The organism is Bradyrhizobium sp. 61, from assembly GCF_023073075.1.
GTDB lineage: Bacteria > Pseudomonadota > Alphaproteobacteria > Rhizobiales > Xanthobacteraceae > Bradyrhizobium > Bradyrhizobium barranii.
In genome coordinates this window covers 53,552-71,564 of the sequence record NZ_JADPIU010000054.1, presented here as the reverse complement: position 1 = coordinate 71,564, position 18,013 = coordinate 53,552, and the positions used below count along the sequence as shown (strand labels likewise).

Annotated in this window: 14 protein-coding genes; 5 read left to right on the top strand and 9 right to left on the bottom strand. The window is 59.4% G+C overall.

Annotated features, from left to right (window positions below; genetic code table 11):
• Positions 1–6: 6 nt before the first annotated feature.
• From IVB46_RS19630 to IVB46_RS19615, 4 genes are all read right to left on the bottom strand, one after another.
• A complete protein-coding gene (locus IVB46_RS19630) occupies positions 7–1,437 on the bottom strand; it encodes a cytochrome ubiquinol oxidase subunit I (protein WP_247313950.1) in 1,431 nt (476 codons plus the stop codon).
• Positions 1,425–2,363 carry an RNA polymerase sigma factor RpoH gene (rpoH, locus tag IVB46_RS19625; RefSeq protein ID WP_247343328.1) on the bottom strand — a complete coding sequence of 313 codons (939 nt, stop codon included), beginning with the start codon at positions 2,361–2,363 and terminating at the stop codon, positions 1,425–1,427. Before rpoH ends, IVB46_RS19630 begins: the two co-directional genes overlap by 13 nt.
• A 213-nt stretch (positions 2,364–2,576) precedes the next feature.
• Entirely contained in the window at positions 2,577–5,678 is a 3,102-nt protein-coding gene (locus tag IVB46_RS19620) for an efflux RND transporter permease subunit (protein ID WP_247313952.1), read from the bottom strand.
• Complete coding sequence (locus IVB46_RS19615; protein WP_247343308.1) at positions 5,675–6,844, bottom strand: efflux RND transporter periplasmic adaptor subunit; 1,170 nt, start codon at positions 6,842–6,844, stop codon at positions 5,675–5,677. The genes IVB46_RS19620 and IVB46_RS19615 overlap by 4 nt, the downstream gene beginning before the upstream one ends.
• Positions 6,845–6,889: 45 nt before the next feature.
• On the opposite strand from IVB46_RS19615, the gene IVB46_RS19610 reads away from it, so the two are divergent.
• The gene (locus tag IVB46_RS19610) at positions 6,890–7,390 is read left to right on the top strand and encodes a hypothetical protein (protein WP_247313956.1); all 501 of its coding nucleotides are present in this window, start codon (positions 6,890–6,892) and stop codon (positions 7,388–7,390) included.
• A gap of 307 nt (positions 7,391–7,697) precedes the next feature.
• Here the strand turns inward: IVB46_RS19610 and IVB46_RS19605 are convergent, their stop codons facing one another.
• The 5 genes from IVB46_RS19605 to poxB all read right to left on the bottom strand — a co-directional run bounded on the left by IVB46_RS19605 (position 7,698) and on the right by poxB (position 13,976).
• Positions 7,698–8,972 carry an ATP-binding protein gene (locus tag IVB46_RS19605; protein WP_247343305.1) on the bottom strand — a complete coding sequence of 425 codons (1,275 nt, stop codon included), beginning with the start codon at positions 8,970–8,972 and terminating at the stop codon, positions 7,698–7,700.
• Between the two features lie 85 nt (positions 8,973–9,057).
• Positions 9,058–9,735, bottom strand: coding sequence for a response regulator transcription factor (locus tag IVB46_RS19600; protein ID WP_247313960.1), 678 nt, complete (start codon positions 9,733–9,735; stop codon positions 9,058–9,060).
• 179 nt (positions 9,736–9,914) lie between these two features.
• The gene (locus tag IVB46_RS19595; RefSeq protein WP_346016136.1) at positions 9,915–11,576 is read right to left on the bottom strand and encodes an NAD-dependent malic enzyme; all 1,662 of its coding nucleotides are present in this window, start codon (positions 11,574–11,576) and stop codon (positions 9,915–9,917) included.
• A gap of 32 nt (positions 11,577–11,608) precedes the next feature.
• Complete coding sequence (locus IVB46_RS19590; RefSeq protein WP_247313964.1) at positions 11,609–12,217, bottom strand: FUSC family protein; 609 nt, start codon at positions 12,215–12,217, stop codon at positions 11,609–11,611.
• Positions 12,218–12,242: 25 nt separating this feature from the next.
• Positions 12,243–13,976: a ubiquinone-dependent pyruvate dehydrogenase gene (gene poxB / locus IVB46_RS19585; RefSeq protein WP_247313965.1), complete on the bottom strand. Its 1,734-nt coding sequence runs from the start codon at positions 13,974–13,976 to the stop codon at positions 12,243–12,245.
• Between the two features lie 333 nt (positions 13,977–14,309).
• On the opposite strand from poxB, the gene IVB46_RS19580 reads away from it, so the two are divergent.
• The 4 genes from IVB46_RS19580 (at position 14,310) to IVB46_RS19565 (ending at position 18,003) form a co-directional block, all read left to right on the top strand.
• On the top strand, positions 14,310–14,798 hold the full coding sequence (locus IVB46_RS19580; RefSeq protein ID WP_247313968.1) for a DUF305 domain-containing protein: 489 nt from the start codon (positions 14,310–14,312) through the stop codon (positions 14,796–14,798).
• Between the two features lie 57 nt (positions 14,799–14,855).
• Positions 14,856–15,119: a hypothetical protein gene (locus tag IVB46_RS19575; RefSeq protein WP_247313970.1), complete on the top strand. Its 264-nt coding sequence runs from the start codon at positions 14,856–14,858 to the stop codon at positions 15,117–15,119.
• A 954-nt stretch (positions 15,120–16,073) separates the two neighbouring features.
• Positions 16,074–17,021 (top strand): aldolase/citrate lyase family protein, encoded by a 948-nt coding sequence (locus IVB46_RS19570; RefSeq protein WP_247313972.1) that lies wholly within the window; start codon positions 16,074–16,076, stop codon positions 17,019–17,021.
• Between the two features lie 34 nt (positions 17,022–17,055).
• Complete coding sequence (locus tag IVB46_RS19565; protein ID WP_247343302.1) at positions 17,056–18,003, top strand: AEC family transporter; 948 nt, start codon at positions 17,056–17,058, stop codon at positions 18,001–18,003.
• Positions 18,004–18,013 lie beyond the last annotated feature (10 nt).

Here is an 18,013-nt window from a genome sequence, read left to right as displayed (position 1 = left end):
CTAGACCTATTTCTGTTTTGGGGGTTCGATCGCAAGATTGACATCGTCGGGAGCCGCAGAGAGGGGCCGTGCCGGACGCAGCGACTGTCCGCTCCGGTGCCGTGCACCTCCGGCTTCCGTTTCGTCAGGCCCCTTAGCGACCAGCTTCAGCATGTAGCTGATGCCAGCGCCGAATACGGCGAAGTACATGACGACAAAGACGATCAAAGTTATCGAAAGGGCCAGGACGGAATGATTCGAAACGGCATCTTTCGTGCGCAGCAGTCCGTAGACGACCCAGGGCTGGCGCCCGATTTCCGTCGTCATCCAGCCGGCAAGAATCGCAATCAACCCTGTCGGTCCCATGAGCAAGGCAAATTGCAGAAACAGGCGCGACTTGAACAGGCGCCCGCGCCAGCGCAGCCCCAGGCTCCAGACGCCGAGCAGGACCATCAGCAGACCGAGTCCGACCATAACGCGGAAGGTCCAGAACACGATTGTCGAATTGGGACGATCATCCGGTGCGAACTGTTTCAAGCCCGGGACCTGCCCATGCAGGCTATGGGTAAGAATGAGACTTCCGAGAAAGGGTACCTGTACGGCGTAGCGGGTCGTCTCGGCCTTCATGTCCGGCAACCCGAACAGGGTAAGTGGAACGCTCTGGCCGGGGGTATTCTCCCAATGACCTTCCAACGCTGCGATCTTGGCAGGCTGGTATTTCAGCGTGTTGAGCCCGTGCGCATCGCCAAGCACGATCTGAAGGGGCGCCACGATCAGCACCATCCACATCGCCATCGACAGCATGGTGCGGGTAGCCCGGCTCGTGCGGCCATGCAACACGTGCCATGCGCCGGCCGCGCCGACGAAGAGGGCGGTGGCGAGATAAGCGGCCGTCGTCATGTGGGCGAGCCGGAAGGGAAACGACGGATTGAAAATGATTTCCAGCCAATCGACAGGCACGAACCGGCCATTGACGATCTCAAAGCCCTGAGGCGTTTGCATCCAGCTGTTCGAAGCAAGAATCCAGGTCGCCGAGATCAGCGTGCCGATCGCCACCATGAGACTTGCGAAGAAATGCAGGCCGGGTCCCACCTTGTTCCAGCCAAACAGCATGACGCCGAGAAATCCGGCTTCCAGAAAGAAGGCGGTGAGCACTTCATAGGCGAGCAGCGGACCGGTAATGCTGCCTGCTGCAGCCGAAAAATGGCTCCAGTTCGTGCCAAACTCGTAGGCCATGACGAGGCCGGAAACCACGCCCATCGCGAAGTTTACCGCAAAGATTCGGGACCAGAAATGATAGAGCGTCCGATACACCTCGTCCTTCCGCCACAACCATAGCGCCTCGAGGACAACGAGATAGCTCGCAAGCCCAATGGTGATCGCCGGGAAGATGATGTGGAATGAAACTGTGAACCCGAACTGGATGCGCGCGAGCTGCAGTGGAGTTATCGCGAACATGCGAGCTCTCCCTCCGCAGCTTGCAGGGCGGGCCGCGGGCGGTAGCGCGCTGCCGGGTTCTCCCCTTTGAAACATTTCCTGGCTGCGCTCCTGACCTTGGCAAAGGCACTCCTCTCGATTTGGCGCACGCGCTCGTTGGAAATCGACAGCTCCCGCGCAAGGTCCTCGAGGGTCGGAGGAGTCTCCGTCAGGTGCCGCGCCTCCAATATTCGTCGTTCGCGCTTGGTCAGGAGATCGAGCGCTGCCTGAAGCGCGCCGGCTTGCCGGGCGCCTTCGTCATGCTGCGCCAGGATCAACTCCGCGTTCGACGAATGATCAATCAGAAGATCCTGCCATTCGGCGCTACCCTCGCTGTCATTGACAGGCGAGTTCAACGACAGGTCGCCGCGCAGGCGACGGTCCATCTCGATTACTTCAGTGGCGTCGACTGTCAACCGCCGAGCAATGACTTCAGCCGCCTGCGTAGACAGTTCGGTTGTCCCGCTCGCAAGCTTGTTCATTTCCGTTCGGAGACGGAAGAACAGCTTCTTCTGTGCAGCTGTTGTTCCAATCTTGACCAGCGACCAGGAGCGCAGAATGTAGTCGTGTATGCTGGCTTTTATCCACCAGAGTGCATAGGTCGAAAAACGCGAGCCGCGCTCAGGCTTGAAACGCTGCGCGGCAAGAACCAAACCGAGGTTTGCTTCAGAGATGATATCCGCGAGGGGAAGACCATATCGCCTGTAGCGCCGTGCCACGCTTGCCGCGAGCCGCAGGTGACTGGTGACGAGAGCGTCCGCTGCCGCGCGATCACCCAGATCCTGCCAGCGACGTGCAAGCTGTTGCTCTTGCTCTTCCTCAAGCAGGTCGTATCGCTTGATCGCCGCGGTGTATCCGTTCGAATTGCTGCGCGCTATTCCGTTGATTTCAAACTCATTGGGCGCCATAGCTATGCTGCTCTCCTGCATACTTTGCTCCGATAGTTTCAGCCCGGCAAATGGACTGTAGGAACGAGCGCAGGGGAGGTGCCACTAAATAGGAATTTGGCAGATTAAATTTGCCTTTAATGTTGGCCAGATACTCTTGCGCCATCACAATCATCGACGTTCTGCGCCTCGGCTCATCGCAAGGCGCAGCAGGGGCTCATAGCACTCTGCTAATCACGTCGTGTGAACGGTCGGAGCAGCCTGCGGCTCGCGGCTGCGCCTGCTGGCGATGAACTGCTGCAACCGATCAAGGTAGAGGTACACGACTGGCGTCGTGAACAGCGTCAGGACTTGAGAAAGAATGAGGCCGCCAACGATCGTATAGCCGAGCGGCTGTCGTATCTCGGATCCGGCGCCGGTGCCGAGCATCAATGGTACGCCGCCCAGGATTGCGGCCATCGTCGTCATCAGGATCGGCCTGAAGCGTAGCATACAGGCCCGGTAGATGGATTCCTCTGAACTTGCGCCCTCGTTACGCTCGACCTCAAGCGCGAAGTCAACCAGCATGATGCCGTTCTTTTTAACGATGCCGATCAGGAGAATGATCCCGATGATGGCGATCACGCTCAGATCCATATGGGCCGCCATCAGCAAGAGCAGTGCTCCGATGCCGGCCGAGGGCAGGGTGGAGAGAATTGTGATCGGATGAACAAGGCTTTCATACAGCACACCCAGTATGATGTAGATCACCACCAACGCCGCCAGCACCAGAACCAACTCCCCACCCAGCGCCGCCTGGAACGCGTTCGCGTTGCCTTGGAATGTAGCGGTTAGCGAAGCCGGCTTGCCGCTGTGCTGCTCGAACTGCTGGATGGCTGCCACCGCGTCTCCCAGCGCCACGCCAGGCTTCAGGTTGAACGAGATGGTGGTCGATGGAAACATTCCCTGGTGATTGATCACGATCGGCGCTGCGGTGATCGTGCTGTTGGTAAGCGTGCTCAGCGGGACCTGCTGCCCGCTAGAAGAGTTGAGATAGATCTGCTGAAGCGCAGTGGGGCTGGCTCGGAAGCGCGGGAGTACCTCCAACACGACATGGTACTGGTTAAGCGCGGTGAACATCGTGGAGACGATGCGTTGACCGAAGGCGTCATCCAGCGTGTTATCCACGCTCGCGGGCAAGATGCCGAAGCTCGACGCTACCCGACGGTTGACGGTCGCGTTCAAGCGTGGTCCAGCGTTCTGCTGGTCGGTGGTTACGTCTATAATTCCGGGAATGTTCCTGAGTTTTTCCAGGAAAATGGCTGACCAGTGATTGAGCTCGTTGGAATCGGCATCGGTCAAAGTATACTGATACTGCGTCTTGGACAGTCGCGCGCCCACGGTGATGTCCTGTGCGGCCTGCATGTACAGGGTGATGCCCTGCACGGCCGCAAGCTTGGTGCGGAGTCGGGCGATCACCTGGTTCGCGTTTGCCTTGCGCTGGTCCTGAGGCTTGAGTGCAATAAACATCCGTCCCTGGTTGAGAGTGGTGGTGCCTCCGATCTGGGCGCCGACAGAGGCGATGGCGGGATCCTTCAGAACGGTGTCGATCACAGCTTGCATGCGCTCAACCATTGCCGGATAAGAGATGTCCTGTGCAGCTTCCGCAATCCCCGCGATCATGCCGGTATCCTGCTGCGGAAAAAAGCCCTTTGGAATCACCGTATAGAGATAGCCGGTGAGGCCAATGGCGAAAAACAGCGTCATCAGCGTGATGAGGCGATGCCGCAGCGCTACCTTTAGTCCGCGCTCATACACTGAGAGCAGGCCATCGAAGCCGCGTTCGGATAATCTGTAAAGCCAGCCGTGCTCATGGCTCTCCGGCTTGAGGAGGTATGCGCACATCATCGGCGTGAGCGTCCGCGAGATCACCAGCGAGATAACGAGAGAAACGCTTACCGTCATCGCGAACTCGCGGAACAGCAATCCGACATAGCCGCCCATTAGGAACAGCGGAATGAACACGGCGATGAGCGAGAACGTGATCGCCATCACAGTGAAGCCGATCTCGCCGGACCCTTTCATCGCCGCGTCGTACGGCGAGAGACCCTCCTCGATATGGCGTGTGATGTTCTCGATTTCGACGACGGCGTCATCCACCACGAAGCCAATCGCGATCGAAAGCGCCATCAGGGACAGGTTGTCGAGACTGTAGCCCATTTCATAGAGCACCGCGAAGGTGCCAATCAGCGAGAGCGGCACGGTGACGGCCGGGATGATGGTTGCCCAGAAATTGCGCAGGAATACGAAGATCACCATTACGACCAGCGCAACCGTCAGCAGCAGAGTTAATTGCACGTCGGCAACCGACGCACGGATCGTCTGCGTCCGATCAGAGATGACGTTCACCTTGATTGCGGGCGGGAGCGATGCCTGCAGCTGCGGCAACAGCGATTTGATGCGGTCGACCGTCGCGATGACGTTGGCGCCGGGCTGACGTTGAACAGACAGGATGATCGCGCGCTTCTTGTTGAACCAGCCGGCAACCAGATTGTTCTCTGCTGCCTCAATGACGTTGCCGATGTCACGTATAAATACCGGCGAGCCGTTCCGGTAGGCGACGATGAGATCCTTGTAGGCGTCGGGCTTGAGTAGCTGATCGTTGGTGCCGAGCGTAAAGCTTTGCCGCGGACCGGTCAGCGTGCCTTTTGGCTGATCGACATTTGCTTGCGTAAGGACGTTACGGACGTCTTCCAGGCCGATGCCGCGATTGGCGAGCGCCTGGGGATCCACTTGAACACGGATGGCGGGTTTCTGCTGGCCGCCGATGCCTACGATGCCCACGCCTGCGATTTGCGAAATCTTCGGCAATAGAATGTTCTCGGCATAGGCATCGACGGTCGTCAGCGGCAAGGTTTCGGATGTCAGGCCAAGCACCAGGATCGGCGTGTCCGCGGGGTTTACTTTCCGGATCGTCGGTGGGTAGGGAATGCCTTGGGGCAGATACGGACTTGCGGCATTGATCGCCGCAAGAACGTCGGTAGCAGCGCTGTCTATGTCGCGGCTAAGGTCAAATTGCACGGTAAGTTGGGTGGCCCCGAGCACGCTTGCGGAGGTGAGCTGGATCACTCCGGGAATCTGCGAGAATTGCTGCTCAAGCGGCGTTGCGACGGAGGACGCCATGGTTTGCGGATCGGCGCCCGACAGCTGTGCCTGTACCTGAATCGTCGGAAAATTGACGTTCGGCAGAGAAGCGACAGGAAGCAGTCGGTAGGTGACAAGCCCACTGAGCAGGAGGGCTATCATGAGCAGCGCGGTCGCGATTGGCCGCTGAATGAATGGTGCGGAAATGTTCATGGGATTTCCTGCTCGACGGAGCTCTGCAGATTGGCTCCTTGCGCAGCCGCGCCGACCAGCTCCGTCACATGTGTACCGGCCTGAAGACGATATTGACCGTCAACCACGACCCTCTCGTTGGCCTGAAGGCCCGAATCGATCAGCGCGTCGCCATCGCTGATCGAGGCAACCTTGACGGAACGCGTTGCCACGGAATCGTCGGGTCCGATGACCCAGACAAAGGAGCCCTGCGGTCCCTGCTGGATTGCGAAGGCCGGGATTGTCAGCCCGTTGTGGCGGGTTTCGAGAAGCAGCCGTGCGTTGACAAGTTCGCCTGGCCAGAGCAAGCGCTTGGCGTTCGGAAATTCCGCCCGCAGCCTTATCGTCCCGGTCGTCTGGACGATTTGGTTGTCGATTAGGTCAAGTTTGCCTTCATCGAGTTCAGTACTGTCGTCCTGGCTGTAGGCAAGCACCTTGAGCGGCCGGTTCGTCATCTGGCGCTGGATTTCTACGAAATCCGTCTGCGGGAGCGAGAAGATCAGCGAGATCGGCTGGATTTGCGTGACATCGACGAGGCCATTTGCGTCAGTTGGATGGATGATGTTTCCGTTGTCGACCTGGCGAATGCCGGTTACGCCATCGATCGGCGAAGTCAATTGCGTGTAGCTTAGGTTCGTTCTTGCCTGCGCAATAACTCCCTCATCTGACTTCACCATCGCCTGAAGCTGGGCCAGCTGAGCCTTTGTGGTATCGACCAGCTGGGTACTTGCCCAGCCGTTTTGAGCAAGTGGTTCGTATCGGTTCAGGTTAGCCTGGGCATTGACGACCTGTGCCTGATCCCGGTCGCGATTTGCGATCGCCTGATCAAGCTGCGCCTGGTACGGGCGCGGGTCGATCTCGGCGAGTATGTCACCTTTTTTGACGGTCTGGCCTTGCTTGAAGCTGATCTTGACGAGCTGTCCGGTGATCTGGCTGCGTATGATTACGTTGTTGTGGGCAATCACCGTACCGACGCCACGCAGGTAGATCGGCACGTCGTGGCTGAGCACCGTTGCCGCAACGACCGGCACCGGTTGCGGGATGGCGCTCAGCTGCGTTGTCGCTGGTTGACGGAATTGTCGCGCGGCGAAAGCGGCGCCGCCGGCACCAATCAAGCCGACGACAAGTGCGATCCATAGTTTGCGCATGCGCCCCTCCGATTCCTTTAGCAGCCGGATGCCGATGTAACCGCGTTGGCGCTGGTGCCCGCGGTCGAAGAGGAGTCACTCGTCGTCGAGCTCAAACATGGCGACGTCGTCCCCGGTATGGTCGAGCCGTACGTCATTGTGGAGGCGCTGGGCAGCGGGACCGTAACCAACGGGCTCACGCCGGTGCTACCTGTCTCTGTGGCGCCGAGCGGGATCGAGCTTCCAATGACCGACCCGCTCGAACTCGCTCCCGGTGTTGACGAACCAGTCGCGCCCGCGGACGACGAAGTGCAGCCGGAGCTCATATCCAATCCACCGCCGTCGAAGGTCGTGCCGGCAGCTGTCATTGATGTCGTATTGTTCGTTCCAGAGGACTGCGAACCGGTCGAGCCACTGGCGCCGCAGGACGGAGTAGGTGCTGGGCTAAGGCCGCCCGGATCGATCTCTGTTGATCCAAGCGGGATCCCAGAGACAGTAGTTCCGCTCGTGCCCAACACACCGAGTGGAGAAGTCGCTCCCATCGCCGAGGGGCTGATGGAGGTTTGAGCCTGAACAGCGCAACTCCCGAGCATCGCGAGCGCCACTATCACCAATCCTGTTCGCATGGAAACTCCCGCTGATTCTTGAATTCCGAGAGACGACGTGGCCGACCGTATTCTTCGTATCAAACATACCGGCCTTGTCCTCCGAGGCCATTAAATGGGCCCGGCACGAGTCTAAATTCGAATTTATGGAACCGGACGACGGTTAGGTAACAAGCCACCGTCGCTAAGCAACGAGAGCCGATGTCGCGCTGGAAAGAAGCAAGCATCTAAATAGGAATGCCGGCCGGCCCCCATTGCCGCGCAGTCAATCAGAACGCGATTTGCGCAACGCAGCCCGGGCCGCCCGGCGCGGGAGAAAGGGTGAAGCGAAAGCCGTGCAGCTTTACAATTGCGGTAACCAGGCTGAGACCCAATCCCAGTCCGGGCTCTCCGCGGCTCTTGTCTGACCGATAGAAACGCCGGGTGACGAGATCGCGTTCGCTTGCCGGGATTCCGCGCCCGGTATCGCTAACGCGTACGGTGCCGCCGTCCTCAGTCAGGCTCAGCTTAAGTTCGATCTGGCCGCACTCGGGGGTGAACTTCACGGCGTTATCGACCAGATTCGCCACCGCCTCGAACAGGAGGTCACGGTCTCCCCGCGTGACGATTTCCTCCTTGGCTTCCACCGTCAAAGCCACGCCCTTGTCTTTGGCGATTGGCTCATAAAGCTCGGCGACGTCGCGTACGAGCTCCGCCAGCTCGACATCGCGGAAGCCAACGAGCCGACGGCTGTGCTCAATCTCGGCGATACGGAGTAGCGCCGTAATCATCGTCAACGATTGGTCAAGGCCCATGATCGCCTGATCCACTGACGCCTGCAGTTGATCAAAACTGGTCGCATTGTGCCGGCCACGTTCGAGCGTCATCCTGACGTTGGTTAGCGGAGTTCGTAAGTCGTGGGCAATATCATCTCCGACGCCCGCGACGCTCCGGAGGAGAACTTCAATCTCGTCCAGCATTCCGTTGATGAGCGTTGCGAGTTCGTCGAAGGGGGCATCGGTGCCTTGCACCGGCAGGCGTTCGCACAATTCACCCGCCACGATTCGCTGAACCAGCTGGTTTACTTCGTCGATCCGCCGTTGCGTCCTGATGCTCATATAGGCCCCGACTGCAAGCCCGAGGCACAAGGCCGGAATGATGCCCCACGCCAGGACTCGTTCCACCGAAGTTCCCATCTGCGCTACCTCATCGACATTCCGCCCGACGATCAGTATTTGACCGTCGGCAAGCCGGCGAGCTGTCGCGCGAACGCTCTCGTTCGCGCGTCCAAGGGCATCAATTCGCACGATTGATGTTTCGCGCGGAGGAGCGCCTACCTGAAGACTACGCGGAAGGCTCTCGATATTTCCCATGATCCGATTGCCATGCGAATCGAACAAGCCAACGAGCTTTACACGACGAGGATCCTGGTCGATATGCCACTGAAGCGCCTGTAGCCGCTGCTCCGATGGAAGAGCCGAGAACACGTCGGCGCGATCGGTAATCAGCCGGTCCACGCTGTCGATCACGTAGGTCGAGTTCGGCCAATAGATAAAGCCGATCATCAATCCCACGCAGATTGCGAACGCGCCCGCTGCAACGACGACGCCGCGAAGGAGTGTCCAGCGGAAAGTTCTCGTACGGGCAAACTCAGGAAGGCGCACGCAAAATAAAACCTTCTCCACGAATGTTTAGAATCATCGGCGGCTCACCAGGGGCGTCAATCTTTCGACGCAGACGCCCGATATGCACATCGACCAGATTGCTCTGGGGCACGAACTTGTAGTTCCAGACTTCCTCGAACAACATTGCTCGCGTGAGCAACTGGTCCTCCCGACGCATCATGTATTCGAGTAGACGAAACTCGCGCGGAAGCAACTCGAGGGACCGCTTGTCGCGTTTGGCAGTCCGTTGAAGGAGGTCGAGTTCCAGTGGGCCCACGTGCAACAGGGTTTCGCGGCTGTCGCCGGGCCTGCGGAGCAGAGCTTCGATCCTTGCAATCAGCTCGACGATCGCGAACGGCTTCGTAAGATAATCGTCGCCGCCGGCCCGCAATCCGCGCACCCTGTCATCCACCGCACCAAGAGCGCTCAGAACCAGAACAGGAGTCTGAACGTGCTCCTGACGGGCAACCTCAATGATGGTCAGGCCATCAATGCCAGGCAAAAGCCGGTCTACGATCATCACGTCGGCTTCGCATGCGCGCGCCTTATCGAGACCCTCGACACCCGTAGCCGCCCAATCGACGTCGAATCCGCGATTTTCCAGCTCAGCCATGATCTGGCTGGCCGTCTCGTTATGATCCTCGATTAGCAGCACCTTCGGCATCGCAGGTTTCCTGGCGCTCTAAAGCGTATTGCCTTGCCGTCGGGAGGCAGGAGCCATCCTGCCTCAGGCTTCTCGCAGGCATTCGCTACAAGACGAAGTACTTCTACCACATGGCAGGCCACCATTAAATTCCCGTTTAATCTGGGAATTTGGCTTTTAGCCTGCCGCAGCTCCTAACTTCAAGCCGCATAGACCGGCCGATAGACTTGCGAACGGACCAACGCGCCGACGTCCTTGGGACGCTCTCTTCGCGTAAGATTGTTTTCGAAAATGTACTCGGCGATACGCGTCGCGACGTGAAGGGAGGCGGCGAAGATCTGGCCGCGCGGCGGATAGATCAGCCCGGTTGCGAGGTTCTCATCGGTCACTTGCTCTGCGACGGCCTTCGCTGCCACGACGAACATTTCATCGTTAACGCGGGTCGCTTCGGTTGCGAATATGGCCATGCCAACTGCAGGGAAGATGTAGACATTATTGCCTTGGCTCGGCATGAAGGTCTTTCGGTCAATGTCGACCGGTGGAAAAGGGCTGCCGCTCGCGAAAATCGCTCGACCGTTGCTCCAGCGGTAGGCTTCTTCCGCCGTGCATTCCGAGCGTGAGGTCGGGTTGGAAAAGGGGAAGATGATTGGCCGTTCATTGATCGCGGCCATGGTTTCGATGACCTGCTGATTGAACAGTTTCGGCATGGTGCTGACGCCGATGATGCCAGTCGGCCGCGCCGCCGTCACCGCCTCGGCGAAGCTCGAGATCGGCGCATGATCCAAGGCGAACGGCTTCTGGAAATCAGCGAGATCGCTGCGTGCTGTGACCAGAAGACCGTTGACGTCGAACAGCCCATTGCGGGATCGAGCCTCGGCGATGGTCATGCCCTCACACACCATCGCCTGGCTGATCAGTTCGGCAATCCCCGTTGCCGCCGAGCCGGCGCCAAGAAATAGAAAGCGCTGTTCTCGAAGGGGCCGCCCGGATATGCGCAGTGCTGCGTAGATGCCGGCAAGGGCAACCGCTGCCGTGCCCTGGATGTCATCGTTGAAGGTACAAATTGAGTTGCGATAGCGTTTAAGTAGCGGGACGGCGTTGATGTTCGCGAAATCCTCCCATTGGATGCAGCACCTCGGATAGAGAGCCCGTACAGCCTCCACGAATTCATCGACGAAAGCCGTGTAGTCTTCGCCGCGTATACGGTGCTGACGCAGCCCAAGGTAAAGCGGGTCATCAAGCAAATCCTGGTTGTTGGTGCCGACGTCGAGCGTCACCGGCAGGCAATATTGCGGCGGGACGCCGGCGCAGGCAGTGTAAAGCGCGAGCTTGCCAACCGGGATGCCCATGCCGCCGACTCCGAGATCTCCGAGACCCAGGATGCGCTCGCCGTCGGTTACAACGATAAAGCGGACATCCTTCTCCGGCCAATTGGCAAGCAGTCGCTTCAACCGACCCCGGGCGGTGATGGGGAGATAGACGCCTCTTGATGCCCTGAAGATGTGGTCGAACTTCTGGCAGGCCTCTCCGACCGTCGGCGTATAGACGACCGGCATGAAGCTTGCCGGATCCGACATCAGCACGGCATAGTACAAAGTCTCGTTCCGAGACTGCAGGTCGGACAGCAGAAGGTATTTCTGCAGGTCGTCATCTAGGCTTGCGAGTTCGGAATGAATACGCGCGACCTGCAGCTCAAGCGTGCTCGGCACAGGCGGCAGTAGTCCTTCCAGACAATGCTCGCGCCGGTCGGCGAGTGTGAAGGCCGTACCCCTGTTCAAATGCGGGTTGCGGAGAAGCTCGTAACCGGTATTCGCGATTTCCAAAGACATGACGTTAACCTTCGTTGAGTTGCTTGAAGAAATGAAGAGGGGAGCCGAGGGCCAATGCGCAGAATTCAGGGATCGGATCCCTCGTCAGGCTCTGTTTCTGGCTTGCCGGGCGTGTGTGCTTTGGCAGCGGATCCGATTCTCTCCTCCACGATGTGCGTCACGCCGCCAACCACGGCGCCCAGCACCACTTCCGATGCCCTCATCACCGCAACAAGTGCCGGGGCAGGACCGGTGGCCGCTGTCACGAGGATGAGAGGGCAGGTCCATAGGCAAACCCGGATCAGCGGCCGACCCATTGCCGCGCTCGCGCACAAGGCGACGCCGATGCCGATCTGTAATCCCAATGGAATTCCGATTCTCCGGCCGACTGAGTTGACCAGCAGCGCAACGGCAAGTCCGATGAACGTGCCGACGAAGCGCCCATGAATCGAGTCAAGCGTTGCCGTCACGCTTTCCTGGGAGACGATCAGGGCCGAGATCGGTGCCCAGACCGGATGTTGCAGTCCGACAAGCCTCGCCAATTCGTACGCGAGTGAGGCGGCCGTCGCGCAGCGGATGACGAAGCGACTTCGGTCGGCCGCACAAATGGCACCCTGCGTTAAGGCGCCGGCGCTGCTGAACCATCGGTCAAACACCCGTGTTCCCACGGCGAGAAACCGTATCGAGACGGCCATAGCCGGTCTCCTCTTTTCGAAGCAATCATCGCCACAGGTTAGTACGTGCGAGCTCGACGACCTCATCCGTTCGGCCGCTGAGCACCGCCTTGACCATGTAGAGGGTGAAGCCCTTCGCCATTTCGGTCGTGATCTTGGGCGGGATCGCCAATTCCTGGCGGTTCACCACGGCATCCACCAGGACCGGCCCGTTATGCGCAAGAGCAGCACGGAGGGTGGGCTCGACATCGGCTGGATCTTCGATCCGGAGGCCAACTATGCCGGCCGCTTCGGCCATCGCGGCGAAGCTGGGATTTTTCAGCTCCGTCCCAAAGTCGAGGATGCCGGTCGATTTCTGCTCAAGCTCAATAAAGCCGAGCGAGCCATTATTGAAGACGACGACCTTTACCGGCATGCCGAGCTGGGCCAGGGTCAGAAAGTCGCCCATCAGCATGGTGAAACCGCCGTCGCCCGACAGCGAAATAACCTGGCGTTTTGGAAAGGCTGCCTGCGCGCCAATCGCCTGCGCCATCGCGTTGGCCATTGAGCCATGCCAGAACGATCCCAACAAGCGCCGCTTGCCGTTCATCGTGAGATAGCGCGCCGCCCAAACCGTTGGCAGGCCGACGTCGCAGGTGAAAATAGCATCCTCAGCGGCCAGATCGCTCAGCGCCTTCGCGATTTGCTGCGGATGCACCGGCGTGCGCCCGGGCGTGCCGGTCGCAAGCTCATCGAGCGAGGTGCGGCTCTTGGTATAATGCGTCAGCGACCGATCGAGATGACGGCGGTCCTCCTTGTCCTCAAGCAGCGGAAGCAGGGCGCGCAAAGTCGTGCCGACGTCGCCGACCAGACCGAGTTCGATCGGCGTGCGGCGACCGAGATTCTCAGCGCGAATATCGATTTGAGCGATGCGCGCCCCGCCTTGCGGGTAAAACTGACGATAGGGGAAATCGGCGCCGAGCAGCAGCAGCGCATCGCAATCATTCATCGCGTAATAGCCCGAAGCGAAGCCGATGAGTCCGGTCATTCCGACGTCATAGGGATTGTTCCATTCGACGTGCTCCTTACCGCGCATGGTGTGTACCATCGGCGATTTCAGCCTCTCGCCGAGCGCGATCAGTTCGTCATGGGCTTTGGCGCAGCCCGAGCCGCAAAGCAGCGTGACGCGCTTTGCACCGTTTAGAAGGTCCGCCAGCGCCCGGATGTCATCGGGCCTGGGCACCACCGTGGGCTGCCGCGGCACGAGATCGAGCTGGGGGACTTTGGTCGTCTCTGCCGCAGGCTGAAGCGCGACGTCACCGGGGATCACGATAACGGAAACCCCGCGCTTGCCCAGGGCTTCACGGATCCCGATCTCTACAGCGCGCGGCATCTGGTTCGCATTGGAGACGAGCTCGCAGTAATGGCTGCATTCGCGAAATAGGTTCTCCGGATGGGTCTCCTGGAAATAGCCGAAACCGATTTCGGCCGAGGGAATATGAGCCGCGATCGCCAGCACCGGCACGCGCGAGCGGTGGCAGTCGAAGAGACCATTGATGAGATGCAGGTTGCCGGGTCCGCAGCTCCCGGCACAAACCGCGATACTTTCGGTAAGATGCGCCTCGGCACCGGCCGCAAAAGCGGCGACTTCCTCGTGGCGCACGTGCACCCATTCAATCTTGCCCTGGCAGCGGATTGCGTCGGTCAATCCGTTCAGGCTGTCGCCAACGATTCCGTAAATTCGTTTTACGCCTGACGCCGCCAGCGTCTCGGCGAATTGATCAGCGACGGTAGTCGGCATGGTCCGCTCCTTCAAGTGACGACATCACGTCGTCGTTTCTGAGCTTGGACCTAGGAATGGAGTGGGTACTTTCCCAATATATTATTTGTCAGAATTCAGGATGTTTTGGATAGGCCGCCACGCTTGGATCTAAGGCTAAGCAGCGCGCGGGCCAAAACGTACTCAGGAAAGCAATCTGGGTTCAGGACAAAGAGATATCTGCTCGCAAGATGGTTATTCAATCCTAACTTTATTTTTAGTTGAGAACGTCACCTAGCCCCACCAGTTCGAAGGAAATCGCCGCTTCGCTGCGGCAGCAATCCACCTGCGCAATCGATTCCGTTGGAGGTCAATATGGCTCTGTTGTCGCGCTCATTTGTTCGTACGCGAGTCATCTCGTTGGCGGCGGCGTTAGCCGTATCGGCGACCTCGTTTGCCTTCGCACGGGATACAGCAAGTTCTCAACTTGTCGACGCAGCAGCCTCCGACGTCAACGAACAACGGTTCATGTTCGAGAATGATCTGGCGATGAGCAACATTACCAGGGAGATGCTCGTCAAGCCGACGGGGGATATCGATCGAGATTTCGTGGTGATTATGATACCTCTCCATCAAGGTGCGATCGACATGGCGCGCGCCGAGCTCAAATACGGTCACAACGATGAGCTCAGGCGCCTTGCGGAGAACATCATCACGCAACAGCAGCATGAGATTGCGGTGATGCGTCATGCAGTCGGAGAAGCGCCGGCCACGCAGTCCGGCGAACCGCCGGCGCCGCAACCCAGCGCGGAGTCAGATTCGAAGCGCTCGTCGGCTGCGACAAATACAACGAAACTGAACTGACACTGCCAGAGGCGCCCGCCTCCAGATGTTTCCGATAGTGTTGATGGAGCAAATCGAATGCGATCCAGTCTCATCATCGTCGCGGGTCTCAGCGCCGCGTTGATCTGGAGCGGAGAAGCAGCGCTCGGTAGTCCTCCTGGAGATCGCGGGATCACCGCGTTTGGCAATGCCCCGATCGGCCACTTGCAACCTCATGCGCCGCAGTTTTCACCTGGTTCGTCCGCAGATGAGGCCGAGCAGACAAGTATTACGAGTTTCAATGCCAAGCAACAGGGATTGGACAGAGAACTCGATAGAAGTCTCAATATCTTCCGTTGCTGACCTTGCCGGGTGCCGCGCCAAATCATCTCGTTGCTCAGGGCGCTCTTTAAGGACAATTCGGCTGACGTGGTCGTCTCAAGCTGAAGTGAGCTTTGTGAATGGCAATTTAATGGGTCCGTGCCGCTGCCATCCTACATCCGGCTCGAAGCATCCGAAGAGTTCGGATGCGACCGAAAGCAAGAAGTTCGTGTCGCCCGACAATGCGCGCGTTGACCGGAGCGTGACTGAGCTTCGGGTGCTCTCCACGAACCCTCGCTTCGGTCGCGATCGGAGAACATCATCATGACCTTATTCAAAACTCTCACCGCAGCCGTCCTTTTGTTCGGGGCGGCAGCAACACCTGTCTTCGCACAGGGCGGCAATTCAAGAGCCGGGCGCTTTCGCCTTCTACCATCCGAACGCCGACGTCCCGAACGGAGGCGCGCCCACCCCGGAAGCCGCCTTGGCGTCGCAGCCCCCAGCCGTTTGCGAAACCTATGCGGCGATGGAAAACGGTGAAGCCCCCGCGCAGCATCATCGCACCCACCGCTGTGAGCGTCTCGGCACAATGAAACGTGAGCGCCGGCGAACGTGCATCACCGAAAAAGCTAAAGAAGATCTGTGTTTGAGTAACGGCGCTCGCGATGAATGGCGCGATGCCCGAAATAGGCTGCCGCGGCGCGCGGTTCTGGTGGGCGCGGGGCTCGTAAGTCGGCGGCAAGACGCCGGATTGGTAACTTGCGTGTCGGTCGCCCGTTCGCCTTTATCCCGCGAGACCGCAAACCGCCGTGGCGCAATATGCCGGCGTCTCCGAATGCATACTCGCGTGGTTCTCAGCCTTAAACGCAAATTTAGTCACCTGAGCAGCCATTTTAATCGTCCAAATCCGTGCGCAGCTTACCTTCATCCTATCGATCGCTGAGTGAACCGGGCCGCGCCCTCGAGCCTGCCCCAGCAGTCGGCAAAGGAGCCTATATGACAATCAACGTTGTTGTGCCAACCACGCAGAAATCCACCGCTTCGCTTCGCAGCCAGGTCCGGGCATGCCGCAGCTTCCTGCTCACGCCCGGCTCTCGGCCCGACTCCCTTCACGGCGCCCGCGCCGCCGGTGCCGACTCCATCATCGTGGATCTCGAGTCGACCGTCGCTCCCGACAACAAGCGGCAGGCGCGAGAGGCCGCATTTGCCTTTCTGGGTCAGCCAGCCGAAGCGGACTTCGTACGTATCCTGCGTATTAACAGCCCGCGCTCGGTGACCGGGCTTCATGACTTGCTTGCGCTAAAGGAAGCCAACGCCAGACCCGACGCGCTTATCATCCCGAAGTGCCAGTCCGCCGACGAGACCGGACTCGTGATCGACATCCTGGATGGTCCGCTGTCGAGCGTCGGCGTCATCCCGATGATCGAGCTAGCGCAGGCTGTATTCGTCGCCGATCGGATAGCGCAGGCGCACGACCGTGTCTGCGGGCTTTTTCTGGGCGGGGGTGACTTGGCGGCCGACCTTGGCGCGGAGGGTTCCTGGCAGAGTCTCCTGTTCGCGAGATCCGTGGTCGTCGCGGCCGCCGCTACGGCGGGCATCGCGGCCATCGACGTACCTTATTTCAAAGGGGATGCCGCCGGCTTGCGGCGAGAAGCGATGGCGAGCCGGAAGCTCGGCATGACAGGAAAGTCGGCTCTCCAGGCAGAACAGCTCGCCGCCATCAACACCATCTTTACGCCTTCAGCGGATGCCGTGACCCGCGCTCGCTCCGTCGCCGCCGCTCGGGCCGCAGCCGGCACGAGCACGCCCGTGATCGCCGGACATGTCGTCGAGCCGGCGATGGAGCGAGAGGCCGAGCGGGTGCTCGCGATCGCAAACAGGTTCGGCATCGGCGCGCAGGCATCCGAACGAGAACGATCACGCGAAGACGGCGCGAATGCTTGAGGGTCGGCGCTCAGTCTAATTATCGGAGCAGCGCATGCTAAACACCATCGCCGCCACCCTCGTACCCGTCGCTTTCGTCATCTATCTCGGCTACCGCGCCGGTCGACTGAAGTTCTTCGGGAGTACTGACCGGGCCTTGCTGACGCGGCTGGTTCTCGCTTGGCTGTTGCCGCCGTTGCTGCTCGCTGGGATTCTGCAAACGCCCCGAGCCGACCTGGTTGACTACCGAATACCGTTGCTGTTCGTAGTGGGACTAATGGTCCCATACCTCGTGGTGCTGCTCGGCTGCCGGTTCGTCTGGCGCTACGACCTGCGTACGTCGACATTGAAGGCGAGCCTGCTCGCTTTCCCCGATATGGTATTCATGGGCGTTCCGATCCTTGGGCAGTTGTTTGGCCCATCGAGCCTGTATCCGATCCTCATCGCAAACCTCGTTCCGTCGCTGATCATCCTTCCCCTCACAACGGTATTGCTCGAGCTTGGTTCGGACAACGGGAAGAGCCGCGGTCTCGCGGCATTCACGAAAACGCTCGTCAAGGCAATGCGTGAACCGCGTGTTTGGGTGCCTTTCCTTGGGATCGTGGCGGTCATTCTCGATTTTCACATGCCCAAGTTCGTCATCAGCTCGTTGCACCTCATTGGCAGTGCAACGACAGGAATTTCGCTCTTCGTGGCAGGCCTCATCATTGCTGAGGAGAAAGTTGAGCTCACGAAGACGGTGGCAGTAGACGCTCTCATCAAGAACCTCGTGCACCCCGTCGCCATGCTCCTGACTGTCCTGGCGTTCGGGGTCACTGGCGTGGTCGCGCAGGAAGCAATTTTGCTTGCGGCTCTTCCCTCAGCCGTGATCACGACCATGTTTGCTGAAGAATACGGCCTTCTCCAATCCGAATCTTCCACCACGATCCTGGTGACGAGGGTGCTCGCCTTCGCAACCATCCCGATCATGATCGTGGCGACCCACCATCTGATGACCGCGTGAAAGAGGCTGC